Here is a 14,551-nt window from a genome sequence, read left to right on the forward strand (position 1 = left end):
TTTCATACAAATTTAATGCCAACTGCTATCAGATGATGGCGAATGAGTGAGGACGTCCCATGCAAAGCCGCGCCGCAACAGAGGAGACCAGGTCCCATGAGGGGCCGCGCCTCGTTGCGAGCAATCCCGGCCTCTCGGTCGAGAAGATCGGCAAGAGTTTCCGACGCCGTCCGGTTGTCCGCGGGGTAAGCTTCGATGTGCACCGGGGCGAGGCCGTCGGCCTGCTCGGCCCCAATGGCGCGGGCAAAACAACTGTTTTCTACATGATCACCGGGCTCATCGCGCCGGATTACGGCACGATCTCGCTCGATGGCAGCGACATCACCAGCCTGCCCATGTATCGCCGGGCGCGGCTCGGCATCGGCTATCTGCCGCAGGAAGCCTCGATCTTTCGCGGTCTGACCGTCGAACAGAATATCCGCGCCGTGCTCGAAGTGATCGAAAACGACCGCGACCGCCGCGAGGCGACGCTGGACGATCTGCTGGCCGAATTCTCGATCACCCATCTTCGGCGCACGCCTTCGGTGGCGCTGTCGGGCGGCGAAAGGCGGCGCGTGGAAATCGCGCGCGCGCTCGCGACACAGCCCTCCTTCATGCTGCTCGACGAGCCTTTCGCTGGCATCGACCCGATCGCCATCGGCGACATTCGCGATCTCGTCGCGCATTTGAAGGATCGTGGCATCGGCGTTCTCATCACCGATCACAATGTGCGCGAGACGCTGGAACTGATCGACCGCGCCGTCATCATCCATGACGGCCATGTGCTGATGGAGGGCGAGCCCTCCGAAATCGTAGGTAACGAGGATGTCCGCCGTCTCTATCTCGGCGAACGTTTCTCTCTTTAGTGGCGTAACGGGCATGGGGCCGCATCAGATATGGCGCTAGGACCGCGGCTGGAACTCCGCCAGGGCCAGGCCCTGGTGATGACCCCGCAGTTGCAGCAGGCGATCAAGCTGTTGCAGCTGTCCAATCTCGAACTTGCCAACTATGTCGAGCAAGAACTCGAACGCAATCCGCTGCTCGAAGCCAGTGTCGCCGAGCCAGAGATTGCCGAGCGCTCGGTCGATACGCGCGCCGAAAGCGAATTCGAGCCCGCGGCGACAAGCGAAACCGCGCTGTCGCTGAGCGAGGACGGGCCGCTGCCCTCCCGCGAGGGCGATCTCGATACCGATTACGACAATGTCTATGCCGATGAGAGCCGCAGCGACGCCGCGAATGACGTGGCGGCGGAAACGCCAGGCATGCAGGGCTCGGACTGGCAGAACCTCCGCAATGGCGGCGGAGGCGGGGGCGGCGACGGCGAATTCGGCTTCGAGTCGACCCTGACGCGCGAGACAACGCTGTCCGAGCATCTGACCGAACAGCTCAACATGGCGATCAAGGATGAGCGCCTGCGCATGATCGGCGCCTATCTGATCGATCAGGTGAACGAAACGGGCTACATCACGACCGACATCTCCGAGATTGCCGAACGTCTCGGCGCGCCGCTTGCGGATGTAGAAGCGGTGCTCGCAACGCTTCAGACCTTCGACCCGGCTGGCATCTGCGCGCGGAGCCTGAAGGAATGCCTCGCAATCCAGCTCAAGGAGCGCGATCGCCTCGATCCGACGATGCAGATATTCCTCGACCATCTCGAACTTTTCGCGCGGCGCGACTTCGATCTCTTGATGAAGCTCTGCAATGCCGACCGCGAGGATATCGCCAGCATGGTGGAGGACATACGCAGCTGCAATCCGAAGCCCGGCCTCGCCTTCGGCAACGAACCCGTGGTGCCGGTCATTCCGGATGTCTTCGTGCGCCAGCGCGCCGACGGAAGCTGGGCCATCGAACTCAATTCGGAGACGCTGCCCCGCGTGCTGGTGAACCAGCAATACTACGCCGAGGTAAGCAAGTTCTCGGCCGATCCCAAGGCCAAGTCCTACCTGTCGGAATGCCTCAACAACGCGAACTGGCTCGTCAAAAGCCTCGACCAGCGCGCCCGCACCATACTCAAGGTCGCCTCCGAAATCGTCCGCCAGCAGGACGCCTTCCTTGTGCATGGCATCCAGTATCTCCGGCCGCTCAATCTGAAGACGGTCGCCGACGCGATCTCCATGCACGAGTCGACCGTCTCCCGCGTGACCGCGAACAAGTACATCGCAACGCCGCGCGGCATATTCGAGATGAAATATTTCTTCACCTCGTCGATCGCGTCGAGCGAGGGCGGCGAAGCGCATTCCGCCGAAGCGGTGCGCCACCGCATCAAGGAACTGATCGAGGCGGAGCTGCCCGATGCCGTTCTCTCCGACGACAACATCGTCGAGATCCTGAAAAAGTCGGGTATCGACATTGCCCGCCGTACGGTCGCAAAGTATCGGGAAGCCATGAACATCCCCTCCTCGGTTCAGCGCCGAAGGGACAAGAAGGTCTATGCCTGATCTCGGCGATAGGGATTTCAAACCCCTGTGGAATAGAGATAAGTCTATGAAGATAAAGGCATTTACTACTCCGGAAGGAGCCGGTTGACACCCCCGGAACAGGCCACTAGTTTGCCACGCGCTCAACGCTCCCCCTGGGTAAACCGAGGGATTGTACAGGGGACGATGGTGGTTGAGGCGCCGATGCAACAAGACGCGGCAGCCGGACCGAGGTACAGAGGTTGGTACGTCAAAGGCTCAATCGATAAGAGCCGTCCCATAGTCAGCGCGACGTGACCCGGAAAGGTCTCCCATGCAAGTTCAGGTCAGCGGTCATCATCTCGACGTTGGAGATGCACTCCGCACCCATGTCACGGAACGTCTCGAACAGAGCGTCGGGAAATATTTCGACAAGCCCATCCACGGGCATGTCATCTTCTCCAAAGACGGCTTCGAATATCGCGCCGATTGTTCGGTGCATCTGAACTCGGGCATGCACATCAATACGCAGGGCCGCGCGACGGACCCCTATGCGTCGTTCGATGGCGCGGTCGACAAGCTCGACAAGCGCCTGCGCCGCTACAAGAGCCGCCTGAAGAGCCACGCCAAGGACAAGCAGGCGCTGCCGGTCGAATCCGCCCGCTCCTTCATCATCGAAGCAAGCGATGAGCACGAAGAAGTGCCAGCCGACGCCCAGCCGGTGATCATCGCCGAAGGCACCACATCGATCCCGCGCCTGAGCGTGGGCGACGCAGTGATGCAGATGGACCTCATCGACGCAAAGTTCGTAGTGTTCCGCAATGGCGCGACCGGGGGACTGAACGTCGTCTATCGGCGCGAGGATGGGAACATCGGCTGGATCGACGCTGGCACCGATTCTGCAAAGCCATGACCTGCAAGTCGGCGATGCCGGACCGGAGCGCCGCATTCGTGGTGTGTCGGGGTTGAGTAGAAACGCAAGACAGGACCAGACCATGGAGCTTGAAGATCTGGTGTCACCGGAGGGGGTCATCGCCCACCTCAAGGTCACCAGCAAAAAACAAGCACTGCAGGAACTATCCGCGCGCGCCGCTGCGCTGACGGGCCTGTCGGAGCGCACGATTTTCGAGACGCTGCTTGAGCGCGAGCGCCTCGGCTCGACGGGTGTCGGCCAGGGCATTGCCATTCCTCATGGCAAACTCGCCCAGCTGTCGCGCCTCTATGGGCTTTTCGCGCGGCTTGAAACGCCCATCGACTTCGAATCGGTGGACGACCAGCCGGTCGATCTCGTCTTCCTGCTGCTCGCGCCTGAAACGGCAGGCGCAGACCATCTGAAGGCGCTGGCGCGCATCTCACGCCTGCTGCGCAATCCGGCCGTGGTCGAAAAGCTCCGGGCAAGCAACGATCCCGCCGCCCTCTTCGCAATCCTCACGGAACCGGCGGCCACTCACGCGGCCTGACGCGCGAAGCAGAAACAAAAAGCCCCGGTGGAAACACCGGGGCTTTTGCTGTCTGGCCTGTCTTGCAGCCCCATCAATGAACGCTAAGGGGCTCCAGATCGTACTGACGCGCGCCTGCAAAAGCGGCTTCGCGGTTATCGAGGACGGCCATGCGATCGCCATTCGCAGCATGGACGGCGTAGAGCTTGGTGTCCGCCGGCACGCCGATTTCGGAACCGAGATCGCCCGCAAGCTCCCCGGCGAGCACTTCGCGCACATAAACGATATTCGGCATGCCGACATTGGCGAAGACTTCCGGCGTCAGATGGCGCAGATCCTGCGTGCCCCATCCGCTCGGGCCTTCCAATTCGAATTCTTCCTTGTCGTTACGCATTTTACGCTCCTTTCGCGCCGTCCCTCTGCTGAGGCAACGGACGTCACTGGTCGTCTTTACGTAGCCGGGGCGGACGATACGCCCCCTTCGATTTCAATCTGGCGCACGAGCTTCGACGGCTCGGGCCTTATGAGGTCAATGGAGAGCAGGCCATTGTCGAGCCTCGCCTCACCCACATCGATTCCCTCGGCCAGGACGAACGCGCGCTGGAACTGCCGTGCGGCAATGCCGCGATAGAGATAGACGCGCTCTTCGTCCTCGCGCTTGCGTCCGCGAATGACGAGTTGATTGTCCTCGACGGTGACCGAAAGCTCATCGCGGGCAAAGCCGGCGACCGCCAGCGTGATGCGCAGCGCCCTTCTGGGCGTCTCGCCCTCGTTCCGCGTCACATCCTCCACATTGTAGGGAGGATAGCCGTCAGACCCTTTGGCGACCTGTTCGAGCAGTCGTTCCATCTCGTCAAAGCCGAGCAGGAACGGGCTGTTGAACTGCACCATGCGCGTCATCACCAAACCCTTTCGCCAAAGCCCTTTCAAAGCGACCCGGTTACACGCGGCCCGCTACGGCACCGCTTGTGCTCAATGTGGGGATTAGATGGCCCCGTTGCAAGCGGCTCACGCCAGCCGCGGCGTCAACGCCCTTCCACGAAATTAAATGCTTATATTCACTGGGAAATCTTCACCGTCGGGGTTGAATTCGAAGCGGCAATGCCGATTAAGGTAAGGAGGGAGGAACCTGAGGGCCGCGCATCCCGTTTAAGAGGCGGGGCTGCCCTCGCGAACCGAAAGGTCATGCAATGATCGAACTGCCTCCCCTTCCCTATGCGCCTGATGCGCTCGCGCCGCATATCTCCGCCGAAACGCTCGGCTTTCATCATGGCAAGCACCACAAGACCTATGTCGACACGGCGAACCGCCTGATTCAGGGCACGGATTACGAAAAACTCCCGCTCGAGGAGATCATCAGAAAGTCGGCCGGAAAGCCCGACGACAAGAAGATCTTCAACAACGCGGCCCAGATCTGGAACCACACCTTCTACTGGCACTCGATGGCGCCGCGAGGCGGCGGGAAGCCCGACGGCAAGCTTGCAGAGAAGATCAATCAGGATTTCGGCAGCCTCGAAAAATTCATTGAGGCCTTCAGCGCAGCAGGAACGGGCCAGTTCGGCTCCGGCTGGGTTTGGCTGACGCTGGCGAAAGGCAAGCTCAAGATTCTCGCGACGGCAAATGCCGACAATCCGCTGACGCATGGCGAAGTTGCGCTGCTCGTCTCGGATGTATGGGAGCATGCCTATTATCTCGACTATCAGAACCGCCGCGCGGATTACCTCGCGACCTTCCTCGACAAGCTCGTGAACTGGAAATTCGCCGAAGAGAATCTCGTTCGTGCGGGCGACGCGGCCAAAGCCGCCTAACGCCGGACGAAAAGCGGACGGCCGGCTTCCTGGGAAGCCGGCCCTTTTGCGTCACCATGCCTCAGCCATCGGGTCAGACGGCGACCACGTGTCGCGTTCCGAAGAGACCCTGACCGGCGCAGCCTTGCGGCAACAAGAAATTCAAGAAAGTGGCCGCAATGGAGGAGGATGAGGGATTTCTCGCGGAGATACGCACCTTTCTCGCCGAGAAACTGACCCCCGACCTGCGCGCCGCCGGGCGCCGTACGGTCGGCACGCATTCGCAGATCGAGGCCTGCCGCATCTGGCACCGCCGCCTCCATGAGCGCGGCTGGATTGCGCCCGCATGGCCCGTCGCACATGGCGGCACGGGATGGACGGCACGACAGCGCTTCCTCTTCGATCAGGAATGCGCGGCCAATGATGCGCCGATCCTCTTTGCCACAGGAATGCGCAGCCTCGGTCCGCTGCTGATCGCGGCGGGAACGCAGGAACAACGCGAGCGCTACCTCAAGCCGATCCTCACCGGCGACGATCTCTGGTGTCAGGGATTTTCCGAACCGGGCGCAGGCTCCGACCTTGCGGCGATCAAGACACGCGCCGAGGCGGATGGCGATCATTACATAGTCAACGGCTCGAAGATCTGGACCACCGGCGCGCACCACGCGAACCGCATGTTCGCACTGATGCGCACATCGCAAGGCGCGCGGCCGCAGGAAGGCATCACCTTTCTTCTCATCGACATGGACACGCCCGGGATAAAGGTCGAGCCCATCATCGGCTTCGACGGCGAACACGAATTCAACCAGGTCTTTTTCGACGATGTGCGCGTGCCCATGGCGAGCCGCGTCGGCGCGGAAGGTGACGGCTGGTCCGTCGCCAAGCAGCTCATGCGCTTTGCGCGATCGAACAACACGACGAGCGGCTTGCTGCGCCGCGCCTTCCGGGGCGTGGAACGCCTGATCGCGCTCGATCGCGACTTGCCCGACGAGATCTGCCTTCGCCGCGGCGCCGTCGAAATCGACATTCGCAGTTTCGAGAGCTTCGAATTGCGGCTGCTGACCGAAGGACGGCTTTCCGGCGACGACGAGATCGCCTCCTCGCTGATGAAATCCATGGCGAGCGAGCTGCATCAACGCATCACCGAACTCGGGATCGAGGCGGCGGGCCCCTATGGCGCCGTGGCGGGACATCTCAACGGCAATGCGTCGCCGCTTGCCGACGAGGCGGCTCATGCGACCCGCAAATATTTCAGCACTCGTGCGGCAAGCATCTATTCGGGCACCAACGAAACGCACCGGAACATCATCGCGCGCTCGCTCATCGACCTGCGCTCGGCCTGAAGCGAAGCGGCAGACATGGAAAAGGGCCGGCGCTCGTCGCAACCGGCCCTTTTCATCATTGGTGGAGATTACTTGCGGCCCTTCGGCGCGCCGGCCGTCTTGCTGCCGGTCGCGTTCGCGAAGGGGGAAACCGTCACTTCGACCTTCTTCTTGTCCTGCTTCGGCTTCTTCGCTTCTCTGTTGCTCTTCTTCTGACCCTTGGCCAATTTGATCTCCTGTCGGGCGGCGCGGAGGCGCCTGCCTCTAAGTTTCGAGCCTATCGCGCTTCATGCCGCGAAGCTCCGATAATCGGCGGCGTTCCGCCATCGGGGGGTGGGCCGGGAAGATAAATCTTGCGCTTTTGGCCCCCGGGGCTCATTCATAGCCGCAAAGCGGGCTCGCGAACGCCGCCCGCGCCCTTTCCCAGATCGCCCCCAGATGCTGCACATCGGAGCGAAAAGCCTCGGTGAGAGTACATGCAGAACCACAAGTTCAAGGTCGGCGAGACGGTCGAATTCCTCGCCGGCGCTTCCTATCTCGCCAAGACGCGCGGCCATTACGTTGTCGTCCGTCTCCTGCCCTCCGAAGGCAACGGCTTCCAGTATCGCGTGAAGAATGTCGCCGACGGGCATGAGCGCATCGTGCGCGAAGGCCAGATCGAGTAAGCGCGGCGGTTTGTCTCAACCACCCCGAAGCCTGCGACGCATTGGCGCCGTTCACTGACAATGTGACACATGGCCCGTGTAGAATCCGGGACTTAGCATCCGCCCCAGATGGGGGAGAAACCCGACGCACTAGCCGGGAGAGGATGCGAGCCATGATCCAGTACGCGGCCGTTGAAACGGCAAAGGTCGAGCAGGAGCCCTATCCGCATTTCGTCGTGCCGAATTTCCTCGGGCCCGACAATCTCAGGAAGGTCATTCGCGACTTTCCCGATCTCGATATGGCGGGCCTCTTCCTGCCGGAAGCGACGCATTACGGCCCCGTTTTCGAAAAACTCCTCGCGGAACTCGCCGGGCCGAAGCTCCGCGCCATGGTTTCCGAAAAACTCGACGTCGATCTGAGCGGGCGGCCCGCGCTCATCACGCTCAGAAGCTGCTGCCAGGCGGGCGACGGGCAGATCCACGCGGATTCGAAATTCAAGCTCGCGACACTTCTGCTTTATCTCAATGAGCCCTGGGCGCCAAAGGGCGGACGGCTGCGCGTGCTTCGTTCCTCGACAGACATGAACGACTATGCCGCCGAAGTGCCGCCCGAGGGCGGCACGCTCTTCGCCTTCAAGGTGCAGCCGAATTCATGGCATGGGCATGAGCCCTTTGTCGGCCCCCGGCGTTACGTGATGCTCAATTATTGCCGCGACGAGGACGTGATGATGCGCGAGGCGGCGCGGCATCGTCTTTCGGGCCGCGTGAAGAAATTCAAGCGTCTCTTCGGTGTGGGCAAGATACCGGCGGCACATGTGCGGGCGCCGCAAGATGGAACGGGACTGAGATGAGTGACAGCGCAACCGTCGCGCGCGCGTTTTCCGATTGCCTCGATCGCGCCAAGCTCGACACGCATCCCTATCGTCACTGGCTCCTGACGCAGGCGCTGCCGGATGATGTCGCCCATGCGATCCCGGCATTGCCCGTCGACGCGCCTGAGATCGGCGACACGCTCGGCAAGCGCGAGACGCATAATTCCACGCGCAATTTCTTCTCGGTCGAAAACCGCAAGCGCTTTCCCGTGTGCGAAGCCGTGGCGAGCGCCTTCCAGTCGCCCGAAACCGTGCGCCATCTGGAAAAGGTCACGGGCGTCTCGCTCAAGGGCACCTCGCTCCGCATCGAATATTGTCAGGACCGCGACGGCTTCTGGCTCGAGCCGCATACCGATATCGGCGCGAAGCTCTTCACCATGCTCGTCTATCTGTCCGACAGGCCGGATGCCGAAGGCTGGGGTACCGATATCTACGATGCCGACAGGCACCATCTCGGTTCCGCGCCCGGCGGCTTCAACAAGGGCCTGATCTTCATTCCGGGCCATGACACCTGGCACGGCGTCGCCAAGCGCGAATATGCAGGCATTCGCAAGTCGATCATCGTCAATTATGTCGTGCCCGAATGGCGGGCGCGGCATGAACTCGCCTTCCCGGACGAACCTATCGCCTGAACTCGATCGCCGGATGATGACGCTGCCTAATGCTTGGCCAACCGGGCCTTTCGATAGGCCGCCGGCGTCTCGCCGGACCAGCGCAGAAAGGCGCGATGGAAATTGGCCGGATCGCCATAGCCGCAATGACCGGCGATCTCGGCAATGGGAAGCGATGAGGTTGCGAGCAGGCGCTGCGCGATGTCCCGGCGGGTTTCATCGACGAGGCGCTCATAGGTGAGCGCGCGCAAGCCCAGACGCCGCTGCATGCTGCGCAAGGACATGCCGCAACTGGCCGCGGCCGACGCTGCGGACGCGCCCGCGCAGGCAAGGTTCGAGACGATGAAGATGCGCAGGCTGCTCACCAGATCCGCCTCGAGAGCCGAGGTCGAACGGATGTGGCGCAGATAGGCCTCAAGCGCTGCCACGCGCCGCGGCTCTGCGCCGGGCTGCCTTTCATCGAGAAGCCGGCCATCGAAGGTGAAGCCGCTTGCGTCCTGCAGAAACCAGACAGGAGCATCGAACACCTGCTCGAGGGCTTTTCGATGAGCGACCGGACCGTAAACGACATGCGCCTCGCGCGGCCTCCAACGCGGACCGAAGAAGCGGCGAAAGAAGGCGTGCGCCGCGCCGAGCGTCAGGTCGATATCGGCCTCCAGACCGCCGCTCAGCCGTTCGCCCACGCGATAGGTCAGCCGCACCAGACCGTCGCCGACGCGCTCGACCGCAATATCGGCTCCCTGCTGATAGCTGCGAAAATGCTCCTTGAGACTGGCGATCGCCATCCGCAAGGTGGGCTTGTTCGCCGCGAGCAGCCCGATTGCGCCGAGATCGCCCACTTCCATTCTGAGCCCGAGCTTCAGCGCGAAGAGCGGATCGCCCGTCTCCAGGGCGCATTGGTGGAGCAGCTCCATATAGCGCCGCAGGCTGATAAGGGCGGTCTCGTCGCCCGGATCGGCAGGCGCCATGCCCGTGAGCGCCACGGCCCTCTCCGGCGCGAGGCCATAGCCATCCAGAAGACTTCGCAGATTGCCGAGCACGCTGGCCCGAATGAGTGTTTCGGAAGTCATGGCTCGCCCCCGCTTGCGGTTCCCGCTCTTTTCATTTCGAATTTGGCACCAAATGACAAGAAGCTACAATCTGCCCGGGGTAGCTTTTGATGGCATGGTCACGACCGATGGCCCTGCACGACCTTTTGGGGGAGGGGGACATGCGCGTCTGGAGTTCGATCGCAATTGCCGCATTGATGCTCGGCATGGCGCCTGCCATGGCCGACGAGCTTCAGCCGGAGACGTTGCATGTCGAGAAGGTGCCCGACGGCCCCCGCGATCACTGGATCTGGATCGGCGACCTCGGCGCCCAGCACAATGTCGATACGCGGGCCATGCTGTTCGACGCCAACAAGGGCAAGATGCTCGGCATGCTCAGCACGGGCTTCTGGAGCGCGGGCGTTCTGCTTCCAAAATCCACGGGCCATGTGGTCGCCCTCGAAACCTTTTTTGAGAAGGGCACACGCGGCCCCCGGCACGACTATGTGACGGTCTACGATCCGCAGACGCTTCTGCCGCTCCATGAAATCGAAGTGCCGCCGCGCCGCATGACCGCCCTCGTCCAGACGCGCATGGCGGGGCTGACCGATGACGACCGTTTCGTCGCCATCACGAACTTCACGCCCCGGCAGACGATGAGCATCGTCGATCTGCAGAAGAACCGCTTCGTGGCGGAGACGGACACGCCGGGCTGCGGACAGATCTATCCCGCAGGGCCTCGGCGCATCCTGCTTCTCTGCGGCGATGCAAGCCTCAAATCCGTGACGTTGGACGATGAGGGCAAGGTCGTGAAGCAGACAGACGGCAAGCCCTTCTTCGATCCCTTTGCCGATCCCGTCATCACGCATGCGGTGCGCGCGGGCGACGACTGGCTCTTTGTTTCGCTCGCCGGTTACATCTATCAGGTCGATGCGTCGGGCGATGAGGCAAAGCTGCGCGAGAAGTGGCCTCTGCTTACCGACAGCGAACGCGCCGATGGCTGGCGCACCGGTGGCTATCAACCGCTCGCCGTTCAGAAGAAGGACGGGCTTCTCTATGCCTTGATGCGGAAGGGACCGGAAAGCACCTATGAAGAGCCCGGCGATGCGGTCTGGGTCTTCGACGTCGCGACCCATAAGCGCGTTGCACAATTCGACCTCGCCAATGCGACGCTCGCAATTGAGGTAAGTCAGGACGCGAAGCCCATCGTCTATGGCGCCTCCATGAAGACGGTCGTGCCCTATTGGTCGCTGGTCGCGCTGACGCTTCTCGGCCAGAAATTCGAACAGCTCGATGTGGTGAAGCCCGCGCTCGACGTCTACGACGCGAAGGATGGCAAGCTCCTCCGCACCGTCGACCACGTCGCTTCCTTCGCGACCTCCCTGCAGCAACCCTGAGGCCATGCCGATGATCGACCCCGTTATCGATCTCGTGTTGCGCGGCGGCCTTGCCGCAATCCTCGGCTATGCAGCCTTTCACAAGCTGAGAGACCGCGAGACTTTCAAGGGGCAGCTCGCTGCCTATGCGCTGCTGCCGGAAGGCCTCATCCAACCCATGTCGCGCGCCCTGCCGCTGATCGAGGGCGCGACCGCGCTCTTCCTCCTGGCGCGGTCGGAGCACGCAAGCCTTTTGAGCGCCGCGCTCTTTCTTCTCTATGCGGGCGCCATGGGCATCAACCTCGCCCGCGGACGGCACGACATCGATTGCGGCTGCGGCGGACCGGAGGGACGGCAGACACTTCACTGGGCGCTCGTCTTCCGCAATCTGCTGCTCGCCGTTGGCGCCATTGCCGTGGGCTTTCCGCTCGGCGCGCGGGCCCTGTCCTGGGGCGACTACGCGATCGCCGGATTGAGCGCCGTCGCCTTTCTCGCACTCTACACGGCGCTCAATGCACTCATCGCGAATGTCCCTGCGACCAACAGACTGAAAGCCTGAGAGATGGAACAGACGCTGCTCATATCAAACATTCTTCTCTGGCTTCTGGTCATCGGCCTGTCCGTCGCCGTGCTGCTCCTCGCGCGGCAGGTCGGCGTGCTCCATGAACGCATCACGCCGGTCGGCGCATTGATGATCGGCAAGGGCTTGCGCGTCGGCGAGGCGGCGCCGGGCTTCCGCCTCGCCAATCTCAACGGCCCCGAGGTCACGATCGGCGGCACGCAAGCGGATGGACGCAGCACGCTTCTCTTCTTCCTTTCGCCGACCTGTCCCGTCTGCGCCTCGCTGCTGCCAACGCTCCGCACACTCGTCCGGCAGGAAAATCTCGCGCTGATCCTCGCAAGCGACGGCACGCCTGATGAACATATCGGCTTCATCGCCCGCAAGGGGCTCTCCGATCTGCCTTACGTGCTTTCAACGGAACTCGGTATCCGTTTCGGCGTCTCGAAACTTCCTTATGCGGCCCTGATCGACGCGGGCGGCGTCCTGCGCGCGCATGGGCTCGTCAACAATCGCGAACATCTCGAAAGCCTGATCGAGGCGGAGCGCGAAGGCGTCGCCTCCATCCAGGACTTCGTAAAGCGGGGGAATGCGCAATGAGCGGTTTCGACAAATGGATGGAGAGCTTTTCGCGCCGTCTCGCGCAACGGAGTTCGCGGCGCAGCTTCCTGGCGACGGCAGGCGCCGTCCTCATCGGCGTCGGCGCGGCGCCGCTTCTGCCCGTCGCACGGGCGCATGCCTCCACCGGCAAGGACGGCGATCCCACGAGCTGCGATTATTGGCGCTACTGCGCCATCGACGGGTTTCTTTGCACCTGCTGTGGCGGCACGACCAGCTCCTGCCCGCCCGGCACCGTCGCCTCCTCCGTCACATGGGTCGGCACCTGCCGCAACCCGACCGACGGCAAGGACTACATCATCTCCTACAACGACTGCTGCGGGCGCAGCGGATGCGGACGCTGCACCTGCCAGCGCGACGAGGGCGACCGCCCGCTCTACCGAACCGACGCGGCCAATGACATCAACTGGTGCGCGGGGAGCGGCGCGGACATCGTCTATAACTGCTCGACGGCGGTGCTGATGGGCGTGAGCACGGGCGAGTGACTGTCTTGCGCCTCATCATCCCTCTTGCTGCCGCGCTGGCTCTCGGCACCGCTGCCACCGCCTCGCCACGCACGGACTACATGCTCCGCTGCATGGGTTGCCACCTGCCGGACGGCGCGGAAACGCCGGGCAAGGTGCCGCCGCTCAAGGGCCATGTCGCGAAGTTTCTCGCGGCAGATGGCGGCCGCGCCTATCTGGTGCAGGTGCCGGGCACGCGGCAATCCGCCCTGTCCAACGCCGCCGTCGCGGATCTTCTCAACTGGCTCGTCCGGAACTTCGACGCCGCGGATGTTCCGGCCGATTTCGTCCCTTATACGGAGGCCGAGATCGCGCAGCTCAGGCCCCACCGCTTGCCCGACGTCGCCGCCGAGCGCGCGCGTCTGCTCAAGAGCATCGGCGAAAAGAACTAGGGGTTTCGAGCGCCCGCCTCTTTCTTCAGCGCCGTTTCGCTGACTTGATGCCGTTCACGGGATCTCTCCACGAATGGCCGGTCGCAGCCTTCAGCGAGGAACCGGCCTTCGAGCGGGGACTCGCGGGGCGCTTCCACCGGGTTTTCCGCCCGAGACCCCTCGTACCTTGCGCTGCCTTCCTCGACGGAACGCCCGCGTCAGACTGAGCAGTCAGGCCGCCATGAGTTCGGGGCAAAGCGCCTCGACGAGCGGCACGTAATGATCGCCGCAGGTGATGGCGTCTTCGACGAGCCCCATCTCACGCAGCTTCCGGCCACGCCATTCGTAGCGAAGCACCTGATCGACGGCGGGGGTTGGAAGCGTCCGCCGCGCCTTGAGGAACTGCTCCTCGCCGCAGCGCGCAATCGCGAGATCGACATTCTCCTTGCCGAGCTGCGCCGCCAGCGAGGTGTAAATGTCGAAAGCGCGAAGCTTCGCTCCGCGCTCCTCATTCGTGAGGCTGACATTGACGCAATCGGCCCAGAGCGACTTCGGGCTGCGGAGCACCTCATAAACTTCGGTATCGGCCTTGCGCTGATGGATGAGCGGCACTTCGAAAATCGGAGCGGTCCTTTTGCCGAGCGCCGCGCGCGTGATCGGCAACGCCACATCATGCAAAGGATTGTAGAACTCGATGGAATCGCAATAGACACGGTCGAAGTCGAGGCCGCTCAGGATCGCCCCCACCTCGCCCGACAAAGCACGGAAGCTGGCGACGTCGCCCTTGAGCAGCGCTTCATAAAGCGATGCCTCCTCGACATTGAGCCAGGCGATATCGGCCATGTTCACGACCGACTTCAGGTTTTCCTTGCTCTGATCGACGCGCTCCTGCGCACCGCCATCGGTGAGGAAGATGAGATAGGGCTGGAGGCGGCGCACCGAGCCGAGAATGGCCACTTCATGATTGGGATGACTGAAGATCATCACGCTGCGCGACATTGACACCTCCCCTGCCGGAACCCGAAAATCATCCCGGTCACTTTCAT

19 protein-coding genes are annotated in these 14,551 nt (G+C 62.6%); 14 read left to right on the top strand and 5 right to left on the bottom strand.

The genetic code is table 11. The features are described 5' to 3' along the window. Positions 1–59 precede the first annotated feature (59 nt). From lptB to ptsN, 4 genes are all read left to right on the top strand, one after another. On the top strand, positions 60–845 hold the full coding sequence (lptB, locus tag ABFC66_RS05785) for an LPS export ABC transporter ATP-binding protein (RefSeq protein ID WP_152214301.1): 786 nt from the start codon (positions 60–62) through the stop codon (positions 843–845). A 30-nt stretch (positions 846–875) separates the two neighbouring features. Beyond that, complete coding sequence (gene rpoN / locus ABFC66_RS05790; RefSeq protein ID WP_346740025.1) at positions 876–2,417, top strand: RNA polymerase factor sigma-54; 1,542 nt, start codon at positions 876–878, stop codon at positions 2,415–2,417. Positions 2,418–2,709: 292 nt separating this feature from the next. Next, a complete protein-coding gene (gene raiA / locus ABFC66_RS05795; protein WP_346740026.1) occupies positions 2,710–3,288 on the top strand; it encodes a ribosome-associated translation inhibitor RaiA in 579 nt (192 codons plus the stop codon). An 82-nt stretch (positions 3,289–3,370) separates the two neighbouring features. Then, a complete protein-coding gene (gene ptsN, locus ABFC66_RS05800) occupies positions 3,371–3,835 on the top strand; it encodes a PTS IIA-like nitrogen regulatory protein PtsN (RefSeq protein WP_346740027.1) in 465 nt (154 codons plus the stop codon). Between the two features lie 73 nt (positions 3,836–3,908). Here the strand turns inward: ptsN and ABFC66_RS05805 are convergent, their stop codons facing one another. Together ABFC66_RS05805 and ABFC66_RS05810 are read right to left on the bottom strand one after the other, a co-directional pair. Further along, positions 3,909–4,208: a DUF1150 domain-containing protein gene (locus tag ABFC66_RS05805; protein ID WP_346740028.1), complete on the bottom strand. Its 300-nt coding sequence runs from the start codon at positions 4,206–4,208 to the stop codon at positions 3,909–3,911. Between the two features lie 56 nt (positions 4,209–4,264). Next, entirely contained in the window at positions 4,265–4,714 is a 450-nt protein-coding gene (locus ABFC66_RS05810; protein WP_346740029.1) for an Hsp20 family protein, read from the bottom strand. A gap of 290 nt (positions 4,715–5,004) precedes the next feature. Here ABFC66_RS05810 and ABFC66_RS05815 point away from each other — a divergent pair, with 290 nt between their 5' ends. Together ABFC66_RS05815 and ABFC66_RS05820 are read left to right on the top strand one after the other, a co-directional pair. Continuing rightward, positions 5,005–5,622: a superoxide dismutase gene (locus tag ABFC66_RS05815; protein ID WP_346740030.1), complete on the top strand. Its 618-nt coding sequence runs from the start codon at positions 5,005–5,007 to the stop codon at positions 5,620–5,622. Between the two features lie 158 nt (positions 5,623–5,780). Continuing rightward, positions 5,781–6,944, top strand: coding sequence for an acyl-CoA dehydrogenase family protein (locus tag ABFC66_RS05820; protein ID WP_346740094.1), 1,164 nt, complete (start codon positions 5,781–5,783; stop codon positions 6,942–6,944). A gap of 68 nt (positions 6,945–7,012) precedes the next feature. Here ABFC66_RS05820 and ABFC66_RS05825 read toward each other — a convergent pair whose 3' ends face one another. After that, the gene (locus tag ABFC66_RS05825; protein WP_346740031.1) at positions 7,013–7,150 is read right to left on the bottom strand and encodes a hypothetical protein; all 138 of its coding nucleotides are present in this window, start codon (positions 7,148–7,150) and stop codon (positions 7,013–7,015) included. Between the two features lie 249 nt (positions 7,151–7,399). Here ABFC66_RS05825 and ABFC66_RS05830 point away from each other — a divergent pair, with 249 nt between their 5' ends. From ABFC66_RS05830 to ABFC66_RS05840, 3 genes are all read left to right on the top strand, one after another. After that, entirely contained in the window at positions 7,400–7,588 is a 189-nt protein-coding gene (locus ABFC66_RS05830; RefSeq protein ID WP_346740032.1) for a hypothetical protein, read from the top strand. A gap of 152 nt (positions 7,589–7,740) precedes the next feature. Beyond that, entirely contained in the window at positions 7,741–8,418 is a 678-nt protein-coding gene (locus ABFC66_RS05835) for a 2OG-Fe(II) oxygenase (protein ID WP_346740033.1), read from the top strand. Further along, entirely contained in the window at positions 8,415–9,071 is a 657-nt protein-coding gene (locus ABFC66_RS05840) for a 2OG-Fe(II) oxygenase (RefSeq protein ID WP_346740034.1), read from the top strand. Before ABFC66_RS05835 ends, ABFC66_RS05840 begins: the two co-directional genes overlap by 4 nt. A 26-nt stretch (positions 9,072–9,097) precedes the next feature. Here the strand turns inward: ABFC66_RS05840 and ABFC66_RS05845 are convergent, their stop codons facing one another. After that, positions 9,098–10,120: an AraC family transcriptional regulator gene (locus ABFC66_RS05845; protein WP_346740035.1), complete on the bottom strand. Its 1,023-nt coding sequence runs from the start codon at positions 10,118–10,120 to the stop codon at positions 9,098–9,100. Positions 10,121–10,260: 140 nt separating this feature from the next. Between ABFC66_RS05845 and ABFC66_RS05850 the strand changes: the two genes are divergently transcribed. Genes ABFC66_RS05850 through ABFC66_RS05870 form a run of 5 tightly spaced genes read left to right on the top strand, consistent with a single transcriptional unit; the run spans position 10,261 to position 13,526 of the window. Further along, positions 10,261–11,475: an amine dehydrogenase large subunit gene (locus tag ABFC66_RS05850; RefSeq protein WP_346740036.1), complete on the top strand. Its 1,215-nt coding sequence runs from the start codon at positions 10,261–10,263 to the stop codon at positions 11,473–11,475. Between the two features lie 10 nt (positions 11,476–11,485). Then, complete coding sequence (locus ABFC66_RS05855) at positions 11,486–12,013, top strand: MauE/DoxX family redox-associated membrane protein (RefSeq protein ID WP_346740037.1); 528 nt, start codon at positions 11,486–11,488, stop codon at positions 12,011–12,013. Between the two features lie 3 nt (positions 12,014–12,016). Continuing rightward, positions 12,017–12,613, top strand: a complete 597-nt coding sequence (mauD, locus tag ABFC66_RS05860) for a methylamine dehydrogenase accessory protein MauD (protein ID WP_346740038.1) — start codon at positions 12,017–12,019, stop codon at positions 12,611–12,613. Then, positions 12,610–13,116, top strand: coding sequence for a methylamine dehydrogenase light chain (locus ABFC66_RS05865; RefSeq protein ID WP_346740039.1), 507 nt, complete (start codon positions 12,610–12,612; stop codon positions 13,114–13,116). The genes mauD and ABFC66_RS05865 overlap by 4 nt, the downstream gene beginning before the upstream one ends. Then, complete coding sequence (locus ABFC66_RS05870; RefSeq protein ID WP_346740040.1) at positions 13,113–13,526, top strand: hypothetical protein; 414 nt, start codon at positions 13,113–13,115, stop codon at positions 13,524–13,526. Before ABFC66_RS05865 ends, ABFC66_RS05870 begins: the two co-directional genes overlap by 4 nt. Before the next feature lie 210 nt (positions 13,527–13,736). Here ABFC66_RS05870 and ABFC66_RS05875 read toward each other — a convergent pair whose 3' ends face one another. After that, positions 13,737–14,504 (bottom strand): hypothetical protein, encoded by a 768-nt coding sequence (locus ABFC66_RS05875; RefSeq protein ID WP_346740041.1) that lies wholly within the window; start codon positions 14,502–14,504, stop codon positions 13,737–13,739. Between the last annotated feature and the right edge of the window lie 47 nt (positions 14,505–14,551).

The organism is Parvibaculum sp. (assembly GCF_039680535.1).
Lineage (GTDB): Bacteria > Pseudomonadota > Alphaproteobacteria > Parvibaculales > Parvibaculaceae > Parvibaculum.